The following is a 21,564-nucleotide window of genomic DNA, read 5'->3' on the forward strand; positions in this document are numbered from 1 at the left end:
CCCGGGGATGGTGCGCCGCCGGTTCCGCGCGCGACAATGGCCGGCATGGTCACCGGCGACGAAGTCCGCGCGTTCGCTTCCACCCTCCCCCGCGCCTACGAGGCACTCGTGCGCGACCGGGTCAAGTTCCGGGTGGGGCAGATCGTGTTCGTGGCGCTGTCGGCGGACGAGACCTTGCTGGGCTTCGCCTTTCCGCGTGAGCAGCGGGACGCGCTGATCGCGGCGGAACCCGCCAAGTTCCTGCTGCCCGAGCCGGCGGACCTGCGCTTCCGATGGGTCCGTTGCCGCCTGGCGGCGATCGATGCCGGCGAGATGCGGGAGCTGGTCGTGGAAGCTTGGCGGATGTGCGTGCCGAAGAAGGTCTGGACCGCTTATCTGGAGACCCACCCGCTCTGACGACGACCCGACCGATCGACCGTGAAGGCCTCTTCGCCGGCACCGCCGGTGCGGAGGCCTTCGTCGTCGCCGATCCCGAAACGGGAAGCATCACCGTCCCGGGTGATCGACCAGGCGTAACGCCGTACCGGGTGCCGGCGACTCACGAGGGTCGGACCGGGGAGGAAGCATGGCGAAACGTCTGGTGATCTGCTGTGACGGGACCTGGAACACCCTCCGCCAGCCGGCTCCGACCAACGTGGGCCAGCTCCAGAAGGCCGTCGCGCCCGCCGACCCGGCCGGTACGCCGCAGCGGGTGTACTACCGCGAAGGCGTCGGCACCGGGAAGCTGTGGGACCACCTCATCGGCGGCGCTTTCGGCATGGGACTTTCGGCGCACGTCCAGGACGCTTACCGCTTCGTCGCCGAAAACTACGAACCCGGCGACGAACTGTTCTTCTTCGGCTTCAGCCGCGGTGCCTACACCGCGCGCAGCACCGTGGGCTTCATCCGCAACTGCGGCGTCCTGCTCCCCGGCGAACTCGGCCGGCTCGACGAGGCCTACCGGCTCTACCGCGACCGCGATCGGGACACCTCCGGCCCGGACAGCCCGCGGGCCCGCGAGTTCCGCGCGAAGTACGCCCGCGAAGACCGGACGCCCATCCGGTTCGTCGGCGTCTGGGACACCGTCGGCGCGCTGGGCATCCCCCTCAGCGGCGGCCGGCTGATCCACCTGCTGAACAAGCGCTGGCAGTTCCACGACATGGAGCTGACGTCGATCGTGCAGGCGGCGTTCCAGGCGCTGGCGGTCGACGAGCACCGCAAGTCGTTCAGCCCGGCCGTCTGGGCGCCGGCGAAAGCGGCGGACGGCCGGATCCGTGAACAGGTCTGGTTCGCCGGGGCTCATTCCGATGTCGGAGGCGGCTATCGGCCGTCGGCCCTGTCGGATCTGACCCTGCGGTGGATGACCGATCGCGCCGAGCAGTGCGGCCTCGCGTTCAAGGAAAACGCGTTCGGGTATCTGGCCGAGCGCGACGAACTGGGCGAGCTGCACAATTCGCTCAACGCGTTCTTCCGCTGGTTCGGCTCGGCCGACCGCGCCATCGGCGGGGTGGATCCGGCGACGGAGTTCGCGGGGTCGTGCGCGCTGCACCGCAGTGAGCAGATGCGGCCGCCGTACCGGCCCGGGAACCTGCTGGCCTACCTCGCGGGTCCGGAGCACCGCATCATGAAGATCTGACTGTCCGAACCGGACTGTGCACCGCACGCGGACGAGCCCCTGTCCGGGAGAGGTGGACAGGGGCTCGAGCACGTTCAGCGGGTCAGTGGTTGACCTGGAACCACGGCTGCGACCAGCCGAGGTAGGTCTGGCCCCACTTGCTCTTGATCTGCGCGATCGTCGTCTCGGTGTAGCTGCCGTAGCCGTTGATGTCGTTCGACAGGAACTTGCCGTCGCCGATGGAGATCATCGTGTGCCCGGCACCGCTGCTCTTGAAGAAGGCCAGCCCGCCGGCCGGGACCTGGTAGTCACCCGGGTGCTTGAACGAGGACGGGATCTGGGTCCAGTGGATGTAGGCCGTGTTCGAGCCGCTGGCGCTGAACCCGTAGTTCTGCGCGTTGATCCGGTCGCACATGCCCTCGTAGGAGTCGATGTCGCTGGTGTGGATGCGAGACTTCGCCTTGGTGACCGCCTCGGCGCAGGTGTTCGGGTCGCCGGTGCCCGCGGTCGAGCAGGCCAGCGTCGAGCCCGCGCAGTCCGGCGCGACCCGGCCGTCGGAGCCGGTGTAGACGTAGGCGTCACTGAGGTAGCCGTTGCCCACCTTGTCCCAGATGTCCGAGGTGCCGTACTTGCCGTCGACGGTCGACCCGTTGGTCTGGCAGGTGATGGTCACCGCGGTGCCGTCGGCGACGCTGCCGACGGAGCTCGCACTGGCACTAGGGGTGGCCCGCAGGGTCAGCGCCGCACCCGAGTCGGTGTGCACGGTGCCCGATGCCGCGAACGCCGGGCCCGCCCCGACGACCACGATCGCCGCGGCGATACCGGCGACCCCCGCCATCCGCTTCACGATGCCCATGTTCATTCTTCCGTCCTCCTGTTTTCGGTGTGAGGACAGAATGAAGACCGCCGGTACAAGCCTCGTACAAATCGCGGGCGCCGTTCTGGAGTTGCGGCAAACCGGACGAATCCCTGTTCAGGCCAGATATTCCGCCGCGGCACGCAGGCTGACGTACGAACCGCTGAACGTGTCGATCCGCGGCCCGTGGTCGTCACCGCCGCCGGGTCCGGGCACGCCCGTTTCCACCCGGATGAAATCCAGTCCGGACAGGGCGGTGAGCAGCGCGCGCACCCGCGGGTGCCGGTGCGCTTCCCGCGTCACCACGACGACGCTGCGGAACCCCGGCGCCGCCTCAAGGACCACGTCGGCGTCGTCGGGGGTCACGGTGAGCGCCCGGGTGCCCGGCACGAGCTCGGCCAGGTGCGCGCCGAGGCCCCACGGCATCGGCCCGGCCGCGATCGTCGGGTCGGTCTGGACGTCGACGACCAGCGGCGGGCCGGCCAGCCGGGGCTCGCCGTGCACCCGCAGCGCCTTGCGCGCCGCTTCCAGGCCCAGCCGCCGGTCGACCGGGCCCACCTGCGCCGGCGCCGGGTCGGTGCCCAGCCCGGCCGTCCGCGAAGCCGCCTCCGCCAGCCGCTCCAGCGGCAGCTCGCCCGCCGCGACCGCGGCCACGATCGCCGTGACGCAGGCGTCCAGGTGCTCGGCCTCGAACGCCGCGCCGCCGAGGCACAGCGCGTCCGCGCCGGCGGCCAGGGCGCGCACGGCCGAGCGGCCCAGGCCGTCGTGCCGTCCGTACGCGCCGGACACCGCGCCCATCTCGAGGGCGTCGGTGATCACCGCGCCGGTGAAGCCGAGCTCGCCGCGCAGGACGTCGGTGAGCGCGGTCCGGTTGAGCGTGGCCGGCTCGTCGCCCCAGGCCGCCACGACCAGGTGGCCCGACATCACCGAGCGGACACCGGCCCGGATCGCCGCGGCGAACGGGACCAGCTCGATCGCGTGCAGCTCCTCTACCGTGCGCGGCAGCACCGGCAGCGCCACGTGTGAGTCCTCGGTCGCCGCGCCGTGGCCCGGGAAGTGCTTCGCGCACGCCGCGACGCCGTACTTCTGCAAGCCGGTCACGTACGCCGCGACGTGCGGCGACGCTTTCGCCGGGTCGGACCCGAACGCCCGGACGCCGATGATCGGGTCCTCGGCGGCCAGGGTCAGGTCCGCGCAGGGCGCCAGGTTGAGCGTGACCCCGCAGGCCGCGAGCCGTTCGCCGAGGGCGGCCGCGACGGCCGTGGTCAGCTCCGGGTCGTCGGCCGCGCCGAGGGCGAGCGGGCCCGGCACGAACGACCCGGTGTTCACGTCGAGGCGGGTGACGTCGCCACCCTCTTCGTCGATCCCGACAACCACCCCGTCGCGCTCTCCGCGCAGTTGCGCGGTCAACGCGGCGACCTGCTCGTCGTCGACGACGTTGCGGCCGAACAGCACCACCCCGCCCAGGCCGCCGGCGATCCGGCGGCGCAGCCAGTCCGGCGCGGTCGTCCCGGCGAACCCGGGCAGGAGGACGGCTTCGGCGAGCTTCTCGGGCGAGGACTGCGTCTCTGGCGTGGACAACGGGGCTACCCCTTCACAGCGCCGGCGGTCGCGCCGGACACCAGCTTGCGTTGCACGAGCAGGAAGAAGATCAGCGCCGGGACCGCGTAGATGACCGACGCGGCCATGACGCCGCCCCAGTCGGTGGCGAACGCGGTGCGGAACGACGCGAGCCACACCGGCAGCGTCTCCTTCGGCTTGTCCCGGATGAAGACCAGCGCGAACAGGTACTCGTTCCAGGCGGTGATGAAGCTGAACACCGACGTGGTGACCAGGCCCGGGCCGAGCAACGGCAGCGTGACGCGCCGGAAGGCGCCGGTCTGGCTGCAGCCGTCGATCATCGCGGCCTCTTCCAGCTCGTACGGGATCCCGTTGACGAAGCCGTAGAGCATCCACACCGTGAACGGCAGCGTGGTGGCGAAGTAGATCAGCAGCAGCGACGGCAGCGTGTTGAGCAGCCCGGCGTCCTTCATCAGCAGGAACAGCGGGATGAACAGCGCCGACACCGGCGCCAGCTGCGCCACCATGACCAGGACCAGGAACCCCTTGCGGCCGGTGAACCGCAGCCGCGAGAGCGGGATCGCCGCCAGCGTTCCGGCGACCAGCGCGCACAGCACCGAACCGACCGTGACGATCAGGCTGTTCATCAGGTAGGTCGGGAAGTTGTCCTTGCCCAGCGCGGTGGCGAAGTTGCCGAACGAGAACGACGTCGGGATCAGGTCGTACTTCGGCGACAGGATCTCGCCGGGCGTCCGCAGGGAGGTGACGAACATCCAGTACGTCGGGAAGAGGATCAGCAGCGCCACGACCACGCCGACGACCGAGAGCGCGATCCGCTGCGGGAGCGACTTCCTCACTTGAGATCACCTTCCGGGGTCCGGACCAGCAGCTGGATGTACCGCCCGGTGATGAGCGCGAGCACGATCAGCATCAGGGTCGCGATCGCCCCCGCCGCGCCGAAGTGGTTGCCCGCGATGCCCTTGAGGTACAGCACGACGGCCAGCGTGGTGCTCCCGCCGTCCGGGCCGCCTTCCCGGATCGCCCAGATCTGCGCGAAGGCGTTGAAGTCCCACAGCACCGACAGGAACGTGACCATGGTGGTGATCGGCCGGATGGCGGGCCAGGTGACCGCGCGGAACGTCTGCCACGCGCTGGCGCCGTCGATGCCCGCGGCCTCGTACTGCTCGCGCGGGACACCGATGATGCCGGCGTACAGCGAGAACGTCACGAACGGCACGGCCTGCCACACGATGAGCAGCCCGATCACGGTCAGCGTGCTGGCGCCGCTGGAAAACCACGAGAACCCGATGAAGCCGGGAAAGCCGAGCCGGTCCAGCGTCTTGTTGAGGATGCCGTACTGCTCGTCGAAGATCCACTGGAACACCGTGGTCGTGGCGATGACCGGGGTGGCCCACGCCAGCACCAGCGTCACCTGGACCATGATCCGCACGACCGGGCCGAGGTGGCGCATCAGGATCGCCAGCAGCAGGCCGCCGAGGATGGTGGCGGCCACGATGGCGGCGGTGAAGACCAGGGTCCGGACGGTGATCGTCCAGAACTCGGAGTCGGCCAGGGTGTTCGTGTAGTTGTCGAACCCGATCCAGACGGTCTTGCCGGAGACGAGCTGGCCGATGTCGAGCTTGCGGAAGCTGATCGCGAGCACCTGGACCAGTGGCCAGGCGAGCAGGACCAAGATGGCCGCTAACGCGGGGAGCAGGAGCAAGTACGGGAGCACCCGGTCGCCGAACCGGCCCCGCCTGCGCCTCTTGACCCGCGTGTCGCGCGGCGATGCCGGCGGGGTCGCCCCCGCCGGCATCGTCACATTGGCGGTCGCTGTCATCCGCCGATGAGCTTGTTCAGCGCTGCGTTGGCGTCGGCGGTCGCCTGGTCGAGCGTCTTCTTGCCGGTCAGGTACGCGGTCAGCATGTCCTTGACCGGGTTCTGGCCGGACTCGACGTCACCCCACTTCGGGCTGGCCGGCACGGCCTTGCCGTTGGCCGAAGCCTTGGCCATCACGCCACCCAGCGGGTCCTTGTCCAGACCGGTGAGGTCGGTCGACGTGCCGGGCACGACGCCGGCCGCGGCCAGCTGGCTCTGGTACTTCTGGCTGGAGAACAGCTTGATGTACTCCTTGGCCGCGGCCACGTTCTTGCTGTTGGCCGGGATGGCCAGGTTGGAGCCGCCGAGGAAGACCGGGGCGCTCTGGCCGGCGGTCTTGCTCGGGATGGCGAAGGCGCCGGTCTTGTCGGTCAGGCTCGCGTCGGTCTTGGCCGCGGTGGCCAGCTCCCACGGGAGGCCGATCATCATGGCCACCTTGCCGGCGCCGTAGACGGTCGCCTGCTGCGGCTTGGCCTCGTCGGCGTCCTTCGGTGCCTTGGTGCCGGAGGTGTCGACGAGCTTCTTGTAGAAGTCCAGGCCGGCCTTGGCCTCGGGGGTGTCGAGGGTCGCCTTGTAGTTCTTGCCGTCGGCCTTGGCGATGTCGCCGCCGTTGTCCCAGATGAAGGACAGCAGCGCGTACCAGTTCTGGCCCGGCATGTAGAGCGCCTGGAAGTCGGGGTCGGAGCCGAACTTGGCCTTCAGCTTGCCGATCGCGTCGATCCACTCGTCGTTCGACGCCGGCGGCTTGGCGATGCCCGCCTGCTCGAACATGTCCTTGCGGTAGATGACCTCACGGTTGGCCGCGTAGAACGGGACGCCGTAGGTCTTGCCGTCGTAGCTGCCGGAGTCGGCGAGACCCTTGAGCCACTGCGAGCCGTTGAAGCTGTCCTTGTCGGCGGTCAGGTCGGTCAGCACGCCGTCCTGCGCGGCGAACGCGGCGGTCTGCGTGTTGCCGATCTCGATGACGTCCGGCGGCGCGCCGCTGGCCAGCGCGGTGGTCAGCTTCTGCTGGATGCCGTCCCACTGCTGGACTTCGTACTTGACCTTGACCCCGGGGTGCGCGGCCTCGAACTCCTTGTGGAGCGCGTCGGTCAGGGTGGCCGGCGCGGAGCCGGTCATCAGCCAGACCGTGACGGTCCCGCTCAGCGGTGCATTGCCGCTCGACGAGGCCGCGGTGTCCGAGCCGCTGGAGCCCGCGCAGCCTGCGGTCGCGAGCGTGAGTGCGGCGGCGCCCGCCGCCAGCTTGAGCCAGCGTTTCACTCGATGCCGTCCTTTCCATGCCCGGCCACCGCGGCCGAGCGCCCCAAATGGTGTAGACCAATGTTGGGGTTAGAGTGGTACGTACCACAGGCCCTGTCAAGGCGGTTGCCGGAACGTTGTAAACGCCTGCGGCGAGTAGCCGGGCGATTACGCGTGACCGGAGAGGGGTGCCAGAAGTCGTCCGGATAGGGAGGCGTCCCGGACCTTTTTCACCGCTGGGGCACCGGAAATCCGCGCGCCCGCGATGGCGTGCCACGACGAAAACCGCCCCGGGAAAGAACTTCCCGGGGCGGTGAGGGCGATCAGGCCGGCGTTTTCACCGGCGGAGCCGCGTGTCGCCGGGCGCGGTGGGCGGCCATCCGCACCGGCGCGTTGGCCACGCCGAACCCGCGGTACCCGCCGATCCGCTGCACCACCTCGAAGAACACCCGCGCCCCGGCGAGCGCGGTGTAGAAGTGCAGGAACTCGCCGTGGGCGTCCCGGTCGTAGAGGATCGAACGCTCCCGCAGCGCGGCGAGTCGTCCCAGCGGCAGGTCCAGCCGGGCTTCGAGGTCGTCGTAGTAGTTGCCGGGGATGTCCAGCAGGGGCGCCCCGGCCGCCCGCATCGCCGCGGCCGCGGCGAGCGCGTCCGCGCAGGCGAACGCCACGTGCTGCGGTTCGGGGACCGCCGGCGCCCATTCGCCGCGGCGGACCACGGCCGCCTCCAGCGTCAGCCGGACCTCCCCCGCCGCCACCGAGCGGCTGCGCACGAGCCCGAACGGCGCCGCGAACTCGGCCACCGGCGACGCCGTCAGCCCGAACACCGAGCGGTAGAACAGCGCCGCCTCCTCGAAGTGGTCGAACGGCTGCGTGAGGGCCACGTGATCGATTCCGAGGACCCCCGCGCCGGCCGCCGTTTCGCCGGTCGGCGTGAAGTCGTCCCGCCAGTCGTCGCCGCAGAGGAACACCTGGGTGCCGTCCGGCGCCGCGACCGACGCCAGGTCGGCCTCGCGCGGGCCGCGCACGCGCGGCAGGACCGGCGCGAGCAGGGCTTCGGCACGGGCGGCGGAGCGGGCCGGGTCGGCGCTCACCAGCGCGACCGCCCCCACGGCACCGTGCGCCGCGCCGCCTTCGTTGACCACCACCCGGGCCTCGCCCTGCTCCCACAGCTCGACCGGCTTGGTCCGGTGGACGCCGGTGCGCGCGAACCCCAGCGAAGCCAGCACCCTGCCCGCCCCCGGATCGGTCACGACCTCGGCGAACGCGTGGCCGGTCAGCGCCGGCGCGGCCGGCAGCTCGAGCACGCCCAGGGATTCCTTGAGCGCCAGCAGCGACCGCAGCGCGTCGACCGCGGCCGGGCGCGGGTCGGCCTGGCGGAACACGTCGTTGAAGACTTCCAGCGACAGCGGCCCGCGGTAGCCCGCGGCGAGCACGTGCCCGGTGAACGCGGTCAGGTCGAAGTCGCCCTGGCCGGGGAAGAGCCGGTGGTGCCGGCTCCACGGCAGCACGTCCATCGGCAGCGTGGGCGCGTCGGCGAGCTGCAGGAAGAAGATCTTCTCGCCGGGGATCGCGCGGATCGGCGCCGGGTCGTGGCCCTTCGAGAGGATGTGGAAGCTGTCCAGGCAGACGCCGAGCGCGGAGTGCGCGGCGCGGCGGACGATGCGCCAGGCGTGCTCGTACCCGCTGACGTGCCGGCCCCAGGCCAGGGCTTCGTAGGCGATCCGCATCCCCCGCGTCGCGGCCAGCTCGGCCAGCGCGTGCAGTTGTTCGGCGGCCAGTTCGTCGTCGTCGATCGCCTCCGGCGACACCGAGGAGCAGACCAGGACCGTGTCGGTTCCGAGTTCGGCCATGACGTCGAACTTGTGCGCCGCGCGGCGCAGGTTGGCCGCGTGCCGCTCCGGCGGCACGGCTTCGAAGTCGCGGAACGGCTGGTAGAGGTCGATGGACAGGCCGAGGTCGGCGCAGCGGCGGCGGATCTCCGCCGGGCTCGACGGGGAGACCACCAGGTCGTTCTCGAACAGCTCGACGCCGTCGAACCCGGCCGCGGCGGCCGCGGCCAGCTTGTCCTCCAGGGTGCCGGACAGGCAGACGGTGGCGATGGCGGTGCGCAGTTCAGGCGGCACGGGCGGCCTCCCCTTCCAGGGCGTCGAAGTGGCGCAGCATCCGCGCCGGGTCGGGCTCGGCGCCGGTGAACAGCCGGAACGATTCGGCGGCCTGGAACACGACCATGCCCCCGCCGTGCAGCACCCGGCAGCCGCGGGCGCGGGCGGCGGCCAGCAGCGCGGTCTCCAGGGGGCGGTAGACGATGTCGGCGACCCACAGCCGCGGGTGCAGCAGTTCGGCCGGGACCGGCGAGCCGGGGTGGGCGGCCATCCCGGTCGGGGTGGCGTGCACCAGGCCGTCCGCGTGGTGGATCGCCGTCAGGTCCCCGGTCGCCGCCCGCCCCGGGCCGAACTTCCGCTCGAGCCCCTCGACGAGACGGGCGCCGCGGTCGCCGTCGACGTCGTGGACGGTGAGGCGGCCGGTGCCCAGCGAGAGGAGCGCGTGGGCGACCGCCGCCCCCGCTCCCCCGGCGCCGAGCAGGACGACGTCGTCCAGGCGGACGTCCGGCAGGCCGCGGGTGAGGCTGCGGGCGAACCCGGTCGCGTCGGTGTTGTGGCCGATCGCGCGGCCCCGGTCGAAGACGACGGTGTTGACCGCGCCGAGCGCGGCGGCTTCGGGCGAGAGCTCGTCGAGGTGCGCCACGACCGCCTGCTTGGCGGGGTGGGTGACGTTGAGGCCGTCGAACCCGGCGAGCCGGGCCGCCGCGAGCACCTCGGCGACCGGGCGGCGCAGCACATCGAGGTCCAGCAGGCGGTAGAGGTAGCGGAGGCCCAGCTCGTCGGCCTCGCGTTCGTGCAGGGCCGGGCTGGCGGACGGCCCGATGCCGGTGCCGACGAGCCCGATCAGGTAGCTGGTCACCCGGCGCCTCCGGTCGCTAATGTACGAACTAGTACGTTCACGGTAGCGCGGCGTCCTCCCCGACGGAAGGGCTGGACTAGAGTGGGTGTTCACCTGCAGCGGAGGGAGCCCGGTGGCCGCACCATCGTCGGAGGCCGAGCGCCAGCGCGACAAGGAACGGACGCGCGCCGACATCCTCGCGGTGGCCACACGGGAGTTCGCGGACAAGGGCTACACCGGCGCCCGGGTCGACGAGATCGCCGCCCGCACCAGCACCACCAAGCGGATGATCTACTACTACTTCGGTGGCAAGGAACAGCTCTACCTCGCCGTGCTGGAGCACGCGTACACCGCGATCCGGAAGCTGGAAGCCCAGCTGGACGTCGAGCACCTCGAACCGGAGGACGCGCTGCGGCGGCTGGCCGCGCTGACCTTCGACCACCACGAGGCCAACCCGGACTTCATCCGGCTGGTCAGCATCGAGAACATCCACCACGCGGAACACCTGTCGCAGTCGGAGATCCTGGCCGGACTGGCCGACCCGGCGCTCGGCGGCATCACGCGGATCCTCGAGCGGGGCCGGAAGGCCGGCCTGTTCCGGCCCGACGCCGACCCGCTCGACGTGCACATGATCATCAGCTCGTTCTGCGTGTTCCGGCTGGCGAACCGGCACACGTTCCAGGCGATCTTCGGCCGCGACATGCTGGACGCGGCCCGGCGGGAGCACTACCGCACCATGCTGGGCGACCTGCTGATCGAGTACCTGACGGCGCACTGAGCGGCGCGCGGCCCCGGCGAAAAGGATCTCTTGACACCCGGCGCCCCGGTCTCGCACTCTCTATTAACTAACTAGACCGTACATTGCTTCCTCGCCCCAGTCTTCAGCACCACAGTCTGCGCAACGAAGCCCGGACGTCAGGAGATCGTGCCCGTGACCGGATCGATGCCCCGCAAGGCGGCGCTGGCCGCCTGGATCGGCAGCGCGCTCGAGTACTACGACTTCTTCATCTACGGCACCGCCGCCGCGCTCGTGTTCGGCAAGGTGTTCTTCCCCGCCTCCTCCCCCGCCACCGGCACCCTGCTGGCGCTGGCGACCTTCGGCGTCGGCTACCTCGCGCGGCCGGTCGGCGCGTTCGTCCTCGGTCACGTCGGCGACCGGTTCGGCCGCAAGCGCGTGCTCGTCTTCACCCTGCTGCTCATGGGGTTCGCGACGTTCTGCGTCGGCTGCCTGCCGACGTACGCGAGCGTCGGCGTCCTCGCTCCGGTCCTGCTGGTCGTGCTCCGCCTGCTGCAAGGACTTTCCGCGGCCGGCGAGCAGGCGGGCGCGAACTCGATGTCGCTGGAACACGCCCCGGAGCACCGCCGCGCCTACTTCACCAGCTTCACGTTGAGCGGCACGCAAGCCGGGCAGATCCTGGCCACCGCGATCTTCCTGCCGGTCGCCGCGCTGCCGGCGGAAGACCTGCTGACCTGGGGCTGGCGGGTGCCGTTCTGGGGCAGCGCGCTCGTGGTGGTGGTCGGCTTCGTGATCCGGCGCAAGCTCGACGAGACGCCGGTGTTCGAACGCACCGACGTCGCGAAGCTGCCGGTGGCGGTCCTGTTCCGCCACCACTGGGCGGACGTCCTGCGGGTGGTGGTCGCGGCGACGATCGCGTCGGTGAGCACGATCTTCACCGTCTACGCGCTGAGCTACGCGGTCAACACGATCGGCCTGTCCCGCACCCCGATGCTCTGGGTCGGCGTGCTCGCGAACGTCGTCGCGCTGGCGGCGATCCCGCTGCTGGCCGGGCTCGCCGACCGCATCGGCCGCAAACCGGTGTTCATCACCGGCTGCCTGGCCTGCGGCGTGCTGATCTTCCCGTACCTGTGGTCGATTTCGATCGGCTCGTACGCCCTGCTGTTCGTGCTCGGCATCGCGTTGTTCGGCGTGGCGTACTCCGGCGTCAACGGAGTCTGGCCGGCGCTGTACGGCGAGATGTTCAGCGCCCGGGTCCGCCTGTCCGGCATGGCGATCGGCACCCAGATCGGCTTCGCGGTAGCGGGCTTCGCCCCCAGCGTCGTGGCGGCGATCGGTTCCGGCAAGGGAGACTGGCTCGGCGTCGCGATCTTCACGGCGGCGGTGTGCGTGCTGGCGGCCCTGGCCGCGGCGACGGCCCGGGAGACCCACCGGGTACCGACCGCGCAGCTCGGCGGCGCGGCGCCCGCGAAACCGTCCACTGTGGTCGCGTCCGCTGTGGACGGCTAGCCCGGGATCCGCCGCACGGCCGCCCGACCGGCGGAGCCGTGCGGCGGCCCGGGGATCTCCGTTCAGACCTTCGGTGCCGAGGTGTCCGTGGCTTTCACCCGCTCCAGCAACAACTGGGCGACATCGCGCACGTCGACGTTCTCCGCCTTCTGCTCGCTCTGGCGCTGGACCAGCCCGTCGGTGAGCATCACGCGGCAGAACGGGCAGCCCGTCACGATCGTCTCGGCGTCGGTGGCGATCGCCTCGTCGACCCGCTCCAGGTTGATGCGCTTGCCGATCTGCTCCTCCATCCACATGCGGGCGCCGCCGGCTCCGCAGCACAGCGCCCGGTCCGCGTGACGGGGCATCTCGGCCAGCTCAGCGCCCGTCGCGCCGACAAGTTCGCGCGGCGGCGTGTAGACCTTGTTGTGGCGCCCGAGGTAGCAGGGGTCGTGGTAGGTGACCTTCGGGCCGTCTTCGACCGGCTTCACCGGGGTCAGCTGGCCCCCGCGGACCAGGCGGTTGAGCAGCTGCGTGTGGTGGACCACCTCGTAGTGGCCGTCCAGGTCCGGGTATTCGCGGCCGAGGGTGTTCAGGCAGTGCGGGCAGGTCGTCACGATCTTGCGCAGCCGCGGCTCGCGACCCTCGAACACGGCGTTCAGCGTCTCGGCCGTCTGCTGCGCCATCATCTGGAAGAGGAACTCGTTGCCCGCGCGGCGCGCCGGGTCACCGGTGCAGGACTCCTCCTTGCCCAGCACCACGTACTTCACCCCGGCGATGTGCAGGAGCTCGGCCGTCGCGCGGACGGTCTTGCGCGCCTGGTCGTCGAACGCGCCGGCGCAGCCTACCCAGTAGACGTACTCGACGTCCTCCGCCAGCTCGCCGTCGAACACCGGGACGTCGAAGCCCAGGTCCTTGGTCCAGGCGAGGCGTTCGGAGTTGTTCTGGCCCCACGGGTTGCCCTTGGTCTCCAGGTTCTTGAACAGCCCGCCCAGCTCGGTCGGGAACGCCGACTCGATCATCACCTGGTAGCGGCGCATGTCGACGATGTGGTCGACGTGCTCGATGTCGACCGGGCACTGCTCGACGCACGCGCCGCACGTGGTGCACGACCAGAGCACGTCGGGATCGATGACGCCGCCGTCGTCCTCCGGCCCGACCAGCGGGCGCGCGCCCTCGTGCTCGGTGCCCGCGAGGATGTAGGGCGCTTCCTCGAACAGGTTGTCACGCAGGTTCATGATGACGAGCTTGGGTGACAACGGCTTCCCGGTGTTCCACGCCGGGCACTGCGACTGGCAGCGGCCGCACTCGGTGCACGTGGCGAAGTCCAGCATCCCCTTCCAGGTGAAGTCGCCGATCTTGCCGCGGCCGAACGTGTCGTCCTCGCCCGGGTCCTCGAAGTCGATCGGCTTGCCCGCGGACTCCATCGGCAGCAGCGGTCCGAGCGCGTCCGGCAGGCGCTTCGCCGAGACGTTGATCGGCGCCACGAAGATGTGCAGGTGCTTGGAGTAGAGCACGATCGACAGGAACACCAGCATGACGCCGATGTGCAGGAGCAGGCCGACCGTCTCCAGCACCTCGGTCGTCGAGTGCCCGAGCGGTTCCAGGAGGTTCCCGACGCCGAGCGAGACGTACGCGCCGGAGTCGTAGGGGAAGTTGCCGGACGCCGAAGAGGCGCCGCGGAAGAAGAACATCGTCCAGACGACGTTGAAGATCATGGCGAGGATCAGCCACGCGCCGCCGGTGTGCGAGCCGTAGAACCGCGACGCGCGATCCTTGCGCTCGGGGGCGTTCCGGATCCGGATGATCGCGAAGACGCCGAGCGAAACGGCCACGGCGACGGCGATGAAGTCCTGGAGGAAGCCGAGCACCGCCCAGTGGCCGATCCACGGGATGGCGAACTTCTCGTCGAACAACGCGCCGTACGCCTCGAGGTACACCGAAGCGAGGATCACGAAGCCCCAGAACGTGAAGAAGTGCGCCAGGCCGGGCACCGACCACTTCAGCAGCTTGCGCTGGCCGAACACCTCGCGCACCTGCGCGAGGACGCGGGCACCGAGGTCGTCCGACCGCTTGGCGTCGGGCTGGCCCGCCTTGATCAGCCGGTACAGGAAGGCCACGCGCTTGCCGGCGACGGCGAGGCCGACGACGGTCATGAGCAGGCCGAGGATGAGACGAACGAGCACGAGTCCTCCGCGTCGTGATGGAAGGACCGGCTCAGTGCGAGCCGGTGTAGTACCGGCACGCCTTGCACGCGTACCGCATCTTCGCGATCCGCCAGTGCTTCCGGTACAGATCGAGGTCGGGCGAGCGCCGGACACCGAGGCGCTGGTAGCGCCCGGGCCGCCGGCCGGTTTCGTACTGCTCGGTCGCCCGGCCGAGGTGGGCGCGCCGCAGCACGCACCCCCGCGTCCCGCAGCGGCCGAGCGCGGTGCGGCAGAACCGGTGCAGCAGCACGAGATCACCGGTCACTTCGTCGACCACGCCGTAGCCGGGGTGGTCGCCCGGCCCGGCCAGCCGCACCGGCAGCCCGCAATACGCGCATTTGAGCGTGCAGGGGAGGCAGCCGGTGAGGTGCCGCATCCGCAGTTCGCGCCGGTCTTCGGAACCGGGTCCCCGAACGCGCGACGCCATCAGGCCTCCTGGAACCACTGTGATCGGCACCACTGTCTGCTACTGGAGGGTAATGAGGAGATCACTTCGCGCGACAGGGCCGACTGGACCAGTTTTCCTGGACCATTCGGCGCAATTTGTTCAGCAAGGATGACCTTACTGTCCGTACAGCGGACACTTAACCCCGCGAATCGTACGTTCGGGCCTGCTGCGCGCTCCGTGTCCTCCGCCACAATCCCGGCATGACTTACCACCCGGTCCCCTACCGGCCCGCCCGGCTGCCCGATGACGAAGCCCTCGCCCGGTCCGCCGCCCTGCGGCGGCGGATGGAAGCCCGGCGCTCGGTGCGGATGTTCTCCCCCGACCCGGTACCCGAACGCGCGGTGCTCGACGCGATCGCGGTCGCCTCGACCGCGCCCAGCGGGGCGCATCAGCAGCCGTGGACGTTCGTCCTCGTCACCGACCCGGCGGTGCGCCGCCGAATCCGCGAAGCCGCCGAGGCCGAGGAACGGATCTCCTACGACGGCCGCCTCGGCGACGAATGGCTGGCCGCGCTCCGGCCGCTCGGGACCGACGCGGAGAAGCCGCACCTGACGGACGCGCCGTTCCTGATCGTCGTGTTCCAGCAACGGTTCGCGCTGGACGGCGACGGCGGTGTCCGCAAGCACTACTACGTCGACGAGTCGGTCGGCATCGCGGTCGGCATGCTGCTCACGGCGTTGCAGGTGGCGGGCCTCGCGGCGCTGACGCACACGCCGTCGCCGATGCGGTTCCTCGGGGAGCTGCTGGGCCGCCCCCGCAACGAATCGGCGTTCGCGGTGATCCCGGTCGGCTACCCGGCCGACGACTGCGTCGTGCCGGACCTGCGGCGCAAGCCCCTCGACGAGGTGCTCGTGCGCATCTGAGTCAGCAGCCGGGCAAGCCGTCCGGCGGCTCCGGGAACGCCGGGCCCGACAGCAGGTCCGCGCCCCGGTCGTGCCACCACTCGGCTTCGGCCCCGGTGGCGATCCCGGCGACCGACACCGACGCCCCGGCCGCGTGCGCCGCGTCGATCAGCGCCGACAGCGGGGCGGCCACCAGCGGGTGCTCCCGCTTGGCGGCCAGGTTCGCCGCGATCCGGACCGCGCGGGCCGGGAACTCCGTCAGGCACGTGACGTCACCGAGGCCGTGGATCTCCGCCCGGACCCCGATTTCGCCCAGCACCTTGAAGTTGTCCGCCGCGTCCCCCGTCTCCGCCGTCAGGGCCGCGGCCGGGAAGCCGGGGCGCACGTGGTCCGGGGCCAGGCCGGTGTCGGCCAGGATGCGGCGGATTTCGCCGACCAGCTCGGGATCCGCCGCCTGCTGCGCCGTCAGCTCGACGACCAGCGGCACGCCGATCCCGGATGCCGCCAGCCGTTCGGCCGCCGTGCGCAGGAGCCAGGTGCCCAGCGGCAGCGCCAGCCCGGTCTCCGCGGCCAGCCGCACGCACGTCTCGTGCGGCAGCACGCCCTCGGCCGGGTGGTTCCAGCGCAACCGCGCCTCGACGCCACTGACCGCACCGCTCGTCGCGGACACCAGCACGCGGTAGCGGGCTTCGACCTCGCCGTTCTCCCACGCGCCCGCCATCGACGCGGCCAGCCCGAAGCCGTGCCGGTCGCGCCGGTCCAGCTCGCGGTCGAACAGGCCCCACTGGTTGCCCGTCCGCTGGGCGCGCCGCAGCGTCAGGTCCGACGCCTGAAGCAGCTCCGCGGGTGTGCTGTCGCGGGGCGGGCGGTGCACGACGCCGATGGCGGCCGACACCGCGACCCCGTGCTGCCCGTCGACGTACTCCGCCTCGGCGAGCTCGTGGGTGATCCGGCGGACGAGCGTCACCACGCCCGGGGTGTCCGCCGTGTTCTGCACCAGCACGCCGAATTCGTCGCCGCCGAGGCGGGCCACGAGCGCCTTCTCCGCTTCGAAGACCGTCTTCAGCTTGGCCGCGACCCCGCGCAGCACCCGGTCGCCGAGCTCCCGGCCGAGACCGGCGTTGATCTGCGAGAAGCCGTCGAGGTCGAGGTGGAACAGCGTAACCCCGCGCGCCGGATCCGCGTCGCGAAGCAAGGTCTCGAGGCGGGTGCTGAAGAACTGCCGGTTCGGCAGCCCGGTGAGGACGTCGTGGAGGGCCTGGTGGCTCAGCCGCCGCTGCAGCAGCGACACCTCGGTGTCGTCGTCGACGATCGTGAGCAGCTGCCGGGGCGCGCCGACCGCGTCCCGGATCACCGACGCGGCGAACGTCGCCCACATCGGCTCGCCGTCCTTGCCGACCAGGCGGCGGCCGGCGCGCAGCCGGTGCAGCCGGCCGGCCACCAGCTCGCCGTAGCTCTCCCGCAGCTGTTCGACGTCCTCGGGGTGGACCAGGTCGAACAGCGTCATCGCGGCGATCTCCGCCGGCGTGCGGTTGAGCGTCTTGGCCAGCGCCGCGTTGGCCCGCAGCACCCGGCCGTCCAGTTCGGTGAGCGCGACGCCGCTGGCCGAGCCGGCGAACACCTCCTCGAACTGCGCGCGGGTGATGACGTGCTTCTGCCGCGTCTCCTGCTCGACCTTCAGCAGCGCGCGGCTCAGGCCCTCCTGCCGCTTCTGGATGTCCTCGCGCAGCATCTCGCCGTAGCCGGAGCTGAAGGCGCCGAGCACGACCACGACGCGCTCGGCCAGCCTTTCGGCCCCCTGCAGTTCCGGTTCGCGCAGCAGCGCCTTGCCCAGCACCTCCAGGCTGCGGCGCAGGCTGTCGGCGCCGACGCACCGCAGCTCGACGAGCCGGCCGCCCGCGCTCGCGGCCGCCTCGAGGGCCGGCGGATCGCTCGCCACCGCTTCGAACAGGCGCCCGGCCAGGCCGGCCAGCTCGCGCTCGATCTCCTCGGGCGTGTGCGGCAGGTAGGCGGTCGTGCTGATCAGGTAGCCCCACTTGCGCGCGAGCGTGCCGAGCCGTCTCGCCGCGCGATCGGCGGACGGCTTCTTCCGCGGGGCGTCGCCGCGGGGATGGGGAGCAGTCACCTCAGGCTGTCCAAGGGTTCAGTGCCCATCACGGTTCGGGGCAATCGATATATCTTGGCCTGGAATTGTGCGCTGCGCACGGGTTCAGTTTCGTCCGATCGAGTGATAACCCTGCGGAGTGATCCCCAGGCGGTCCTGCAGCCAGGAGCGCGTCGCGCCGCGGTAATCGCCGGCGTTTTCGTGCAGCGCCACGGAATGGCCCGCCCCGGGCAGCACGTACGTCGACAACTTCGACGGGTCGGCGTAATAGGGCGCTTCCTGCGCCCGCAGCACCGCCGCGTCGGAACAGTCACGCAACGCCAGCACCCCGCAGAAAAGGACGTCCTTTTCACCGACCACCTGGAAAACCGGTACGGAGATTCCCCACGTCGCGGGCAACACGATGCCGAACAACGCGACCGTGCCCATCCCGGGGACCGAAACCTGGTCCTTCGTCGCCTCATCGGCGGCGACCACGGCGGGGTCGGCGTCGCCCGCGGCGTAGAACAGCCCGGCCCGCGCACCCGGCTTCGTCGTGAAGTACAGCGGGTCGCTGCCCAGGGTGCCCAGCCGGCCGTCGAGCAACGCGGGCTGCAGGCCGAGCGCCGCGCCGAGGGCGAGCACGGGCAGCGCGGGCAGGTGCGTGATGCCGGTGAGGACGACGCCGTCGACGTCGTGGTAGGTCGACGCCTCCACGGCGACGATCCCCGACCCGACCGAGTGCCCGACGATGACCACCTTCGCGAACGGGACACCGCCGGCGCGGCCGGCGCGCAGGTGGCCGACCACCTCGTGCATCGACTCGGCCGCGGCCCAGACCGACAGCGGCAGGCTCAGCGGCCGGCTGCTGCGCCCGGCGCCGAGCTGGTCGGCGGCGAAGGTCGCGTAGCCGTGCGCGGCCATGTCCCGCTGGTAGGAATAGCGCGCCGGCTCGTAGGGCAGGTCCCAGTACGCGCTGTTGTACGTCCCGCCGTGCACGAGCAGCTGGACGGTGTCCGGAGCCGCCCCGGCGGGCAGGCACAGCCGGCCGTGCACGACCGCGGGCGCTCCCGGCACCATGGCCGGCAGGCCGGGGCCGGTGACCGGCAGATCCGTGTCGCCGCAGGAGATCGCGGCGGCCTCCGCGGGCACCGCCGCGGTCAGCGAGGCGAACAGGACACCGCAGGCGAACAACGCCGACGTCAGCTTGAGCGGCCGTCTCAAACCCAACCTGCCTTCCGTTCAGGACCCCGGAACACTACACCCGGTAGTGGAATCGGCACCGTCAGGTCCGGCGGGGCACCACGGTCATCGGCAGCCGGTTCGGCTGCATCGTCGCCTTGATCTGCGCGTACACCTTCTTGCCCGGCACCGGCACCAGGCGCCACCGCGCGCCGATGGTCGCGGCCACGATGCCGATCTCCGTCGGCGCGAACACGTGCCCCGGGCACAGCCGCGCGCCCGCCCCGAACGGGATGTAGGCCCCCTTCGGCAGTTCCGCGGTGCGGCCGGGTGCCCAGCGGTCCGGGTCGAACCGGCCCGGGTCCGGGAACCAGCGCGGGTCGCGGTGCAGGGTGTGCTGGCTGACGGCGACCTCGCTGCCCGCCGGGATCGCCACCCCGCCGAGTTCGACGTCCTCCCGCGCGCGGCGCATGAGGATCAGCGGCGGGGTGCGGCGGACGATCTCGTTGACGATCTGGTGCGTGTAAACGAGACCAGGCAGGTCCTCGAAGCGCGCGGGCCGGCCGTCGAGGACTTCGTCGACCTCGGCGTGGAAGCGCCTCTCGACGTCCGGGTGCTGCCCGAGTTCGTGGAAGAACCAGGCCAGCGCGACGGCGGTGGTCTCGGCGCCGGTGGTCAGGATCGTGATGACTTCGTCGTGCACCTGGCGGTCCGACATGCCTTCGCCGGTTTCCTCGTCGCGGGCCAGCAGCAGCATCGAGAGCAGGTCGCCGTGGTCGGCGCCGTCTGCACGGGCCGCGACGACGGTCTCGCCGATCACCTCGCGCAGGCGCGCGGCCGCGGCGTCGAACCGCCGGTTCGGCGGGATCGGCAGCTTCTCGACGAACTTCGGGGAGAACGCCCGGATCAGCACGTATTTCAGCATGACCGGGATCGAGTGCCGGATCTCCGCGAGAGCTTCGTCGCCGAGGGCGGTGGAAAACAGCGTCTGCCCGGCGATGGTCAGCACCAGGTCCTGCATCCGCCGGTCGAACTCGACGACTTCGCCGGGCCGCCACGAATCCACCAGCTCGCCGGCCAGCTTCGTCATGGTGTGTTCGGCGTAGCCGGCGATCCGCGTGCGGCCGAAGGCGGGCATCACCAGCCGGCGCTGGCGGCGGTTGAGCTCGCCGTTCGAGGTGGCCAGGCCGTCGCCGAAGAGCGGGCGCATCTTGTCGAAGACCAGGCCCTTGTCGAACTTGTCGGCGTCGGTGGCCAGCACCTGCCAGGCCAGCTCCGGGGTGGTGACCACGTGCACCGGCAGTGGGCCGAGCCGGATCTTGACGACATCTCCGTGCGCGGGCAGGGAAGTGAAGAACTCGAGCGGGTCGCGCAGCAGGGGCACCGTGTGCCCGAGCAGGGGCACCCGGCCGGGCACGGGACGCGGGTTCGGCATGGCCTCGTCTCCTCGTGACCGGGCCACCTTAGCGGCGGTCCGGGCGCCCGGAGCACGAGTCCACACGAACGGATGAGGGACTAAGCTCCGTCCCCGCAGCGTCCGCGAGGGTGGGAGGTCCCGTGACCGGAGAACTGAGCTGGGTACCGCCGGAGATCGACACCACGGTGCCGAACCCGGCCCGGGTGTACGACTTCTGGCTCGACGGGGACCACAACTTCGCCGCCGACCGGGCACTCGGCGAGCAGATCCTGCAGATCATGCCGGGCATCCGCGACGCCGCCCGGCTCAACCGCGCCTTCCTTCGCCGCGCCGCGCGGTACATGGTCGACGCCGGGATCCGGCAGTTCCTCGACATCGGTTCCGGCATCCCGACCGTCGGGAACCTGCACGAAATCGTCCAGCAGGCCGACCCGGCGTGCCGGGTGGTGTACGTCGACCGCGAGCCGGTCGCCGTCGCCCACAGCGAACTGCTGCTGCAGGGCAACGACAACTGCGCGGTCCTGCAGGCCGACCTGCGCGACGTCAACGACATCTTCGACGCCGAGCCGGCCCGCCGGCTGCTCGATCCCGGGCAGCCGACCGGCGTGTTCATGTTGCTGCTGCTGCACTTCGTGCCCGATTCCTGGGACCCGGCCGGCATCCTGGCCCGCTACCGCGAACGGCTCGCGCCGGGCAGCTTCCTGGCGGTCACGCACGTCGCGGCGGACTCCGGATCGGCGGGCCTCGACGAAGCGATCGAGGTCTACACGAGCCGGCAGAACCGGCAGAACCAGCCGTTCCCGCGCACGCACGACCAGGTGCTCCGGTTCTTCGAGGGCTTCGACCTCGTCGAACCGGGCCTGGTCGGCTGCGCGATGTGGAACCCGGAGGGGGTCGGCGACATGTCCGACGACCCTTCGGTCAACTCCTTGCCGTATGCGGGAGTGGGCCGCAAACCCTGAACTGCCCCGCTCGTGAGTGGTGGGGGGGGGGGGGGGGCCCCCCCCCCCCCCCCAACACACACCCCCGCCAGACCCACGGAAGGGTGAACGGCCCGGCGGACCGAAAGTGAAACAGCTGGCGGCCCCGCGCCG

18 protein-coding genes are annotated in these 21,564 nt (G+C 71.1%); 6 read left to right on the plus strand and 12 right to left on the minus strand.

Going from position 1 to position 21,564, the window contains the following annotated elements; all coding sequences use genetic code 11:
* Positions 1-45 precede the first annotated feature (45 nt).
* Positions 46-396 carry an MmcQ/YjbR family DNA-binding protein gene (locus AB0F52_RS47080; protein WP_360185635.1) on the plus strand — a complete coding sequence of 117 codons (351 nt, stop codon included), beginning with the start codon at positions 46-48 and terminating at the stop codon, positions 394-396.
* A gap of 169 nt (positions 397-565) precedes the next feature.
* A complete protein-coding gene (locus AB0F52_RS47085) occupies positions 566-1,615 on the plus strand; it encodes a DUF2235 domain-containing protein (RefSeq protein WP_360185638.1) in 1,050 nt (349 codons plus the stop codon).
* An 82-nt stretch (positions 1,616-1,697) separates the two neighbouring features.
* Here the strand turns inward: AB0F52_RS47085 and AB0F52_RS47090 are convergent, their stop codons facing one another.
* From AB0F52_RS47090 to AB0F52_RS47120, 7 genes are all read right to left on the minus strand, one after another.
* Positions 1,698-2,456, minus strand: a complete 759-nt coding sequence (locus AB0F52_RS47090; protein ID WP_360185641.1) for a hypothetical protein — start codon at positions 2,454-2,456, stop codon at positions 1,698-1,700.
* Between the two features lie 111 nt (positions 2,457-2,567).
* A complete protein-coding gene (locus AB0F52_RS47095) occupies positions 2,568-4,031 on the minus strand; it encodes a glycoside hydrolase family 3 N-terminal domain-containing protein (RefSeq protein ID WP_360185644.1) in 1,464 nt (487 codons plus the stop codon).
* 5 nt (positions 4,032-4,036) lie between these two features.
* Positions 4,037-4,867 carry a carbohydrate ABC transporter permease gene (locus tag AB0F52_RS47100; protein ID WP_360185647.1) on the minus strand — a complete coding sequence of 277 codons (831 nt, stop codon included), beginning with the start codon at positions 4,865-4,867 and terminating at the stop codon, positions 4,037-4,039.
* Positions 4,864-5,850, minus strand: coding sequence for a sugar ABC transporter permease (locus AB0F52_RS47105; RefSeq protein ID WP_360185649.1), 987 nt, complete (start codon positions 5,848-5,850; stop codon positions 4,864-4,866). The genes AB0F52_RS47100 and AB0F52_RS47105 overlap by 4 nt, the downstream gene beginning before the upstream one ends.
* Positions 5,847-7,148, minus strand: coding sequence for a sugar ABC transporter substrate-binding protein (locus AB0F52_RS47110; RefSeq protein WP_360185652.1), 1,302 nt, complete (start codon positions 7,146-7,148; stop codon positions 5,847-5,849). The genes AB0F52_RS47105 and AB0F52_RS47110 overlap by 4 nt, the downstream gene beginning before the upstream one ends.
* Before the next feature lie 302 nt (positions 7,149-7,450).
* On the minus strand, positions 7,451-9,250 hold the full coding sequence (locus AB0F52_RS47115; protein WP_360185655.1) for a TIM barrel protein: 1,800 nt from the start codon (positions 9,248-9,250) through the stop codon (positions 7,451-7,453).
* Positions 9,240-10,088 (minus strand): shikimate dehydrogenase, encoded by an 849-nt coding sequence (locus AB0F52_RS47120; protein ID WP_360185658.1) that lies wholly within the window; start codon positions 10,086-10,088, stop codon positions 9,240-9,242. The genes AB0F52_RS47115 and AB0F52_RS47120 overlap by 11 nt, the downstream gene beginning before the upstream one ends.
* Positions 10,089-10,200: 112 nt before the next feature.
* Between AB0F52_RS47120 and AB0F52_RS47125 the strand changes: the two genes are divergently transcribed.
* Together AB0F52_RS47125 and AB0F52_RS47130 are read left to right on the plus strand one after the other, a co-directional pair.
* A complete protein-coding gene (locus tag AB0F52_RS47125) occupies positions 10,201-10,845 on the plus strand; it encodes a TetR/AcrR family transcriptional regulator (protein WP_360185661.1) in 645 nt (214 codons plus the stop codon).
* A gap of 153 nt (positions 10,846-10,998) precedes the next feature.
* Complete coding sequence (locus AB0F52_RS47130) at positions 10,999-12,312, plus strand: MFS transporter (RefSeq protein WP_360185664.1); 1,314 nt, start codon at positions 10,999-11,001, stop codon at positions 12,310-12,312.
* Between the two features lie 62 nt (positions 12,313-12,374).
* On the opposite strand, the gene AB0F52_RS47135 is transcribed toward AB0F52_RS47130, so the two are convergent.
* Together AB0F52_RS47135 and AB0F52_RS47140 are read right to left on the minus strand one after the other, a co-directional pair.
* Positions 12,375-14,477 carry a (Fe-S)-binding protein gene (locus AB0F52_RS47135; RefSeq protein WP_360185667.1) on the minus strand — a complete coding sequence of 701 codons (2,103 nt, stop codon included), beginning with the start codon at positions 14,475-14,477 and terminating at the stop codon, positions 12,375-12,377.
* 31 nt (positions 14,478-14,508) lie between these two features.
* A complete protein-coding gene (locus AB0F52_RS47140) occupies positions 14,509-14,925 on the minus strand; it encodes a hypothetical protein (protein WP_013226199.1) in 417 nt (138 codons plus the stop codon).
* A gap of 221 nt (positions 14,926-15,146) precedes the next feature.
* On the opposite strand from AB0F52_RS47140, the gene AB0F52_RS47145 reads away from it, so the two are divergent.
* Positions 15,147-15,809 (plus strand): nitroreductase family protein, encoded by a 663-nt coding sequence (locus AB0F52_RS47145; protein ID WP_360185671.1) that lies wholly within the window; start codon positions 15,147-15,149, stop codon positions 15,807-15,809.
* Position 15,810: 1 nt separating this feature from the next.
* Here the strand turns inward: AB0F52_RS47145 and AB0F52_RS47150 are convergent, their stop codons facing one another.
* From AB0F52_RS47150 to AB0F52_RS47160, 3 genes are all read right to left on the minus strand, one after another.
* Positions 15,811-17,913 carry a diguanylate cyclase gene (locus AB0F52_RS47150; RefSeq protein WP_360185674.1) on the minus strand — a complete coding sequence of 701 codons (2,103 nt, stop codon included), beginning with the start codon at positions 17,911-17,913 and terminating at the stop codon, positions 15,811-15,813.
* Between the two features lie 84 nt (positions 17,914-17,997).
* Entirely contained in the window at positions 17,998-19,095 is a 1,098-nt protein-coding gene (locus AB0F52_RS47155; RefSeq protein WP_360185677.1) for an alpha/beta fold hydrolase, read from the minus strand.
* 61 nt (positions 19,096-19,156) lie between these two features.
* A complete protein-coding gene (locus AB0F52_RS47160) occupies positions 19,157-20,488 on the minus strand; it encodes a cytochrome P450 (protein ID WP_360185680.1) in 1,332 nt (443 codons plus the stop codon).
* A gap of 122 nt (positions 20,489-20,610) precedes the next feature.
* Here AB0F52_RS47160 and AB0F52_RS47165 point away from each other — a divergent pair, with 122 nt between their 5' ends.
* Positions 20,611-21,432, plus strand: a complete 822-nt coding sequence (locus AB0F52_RS47165) for an SAM-dependent methyltransferase (protein WP_360185683.1) — start codon at positions 20,611-20,613, stop codon at positions 21,430-21,432.
* The last annotated feature ends 132 nt before the right edge of the window (positions 21,433-21,564 follow it).

The sequence above is a fragment of the Amycolatopsis sp. NPDC024027 genome (assembly GCF_040638975.1).
Classification (GTDB): Bacteria; Actinomycetota; Actinomycetes; order Mycobacteriales; family Pseudonocardiaceae; genus Amycolatopsis.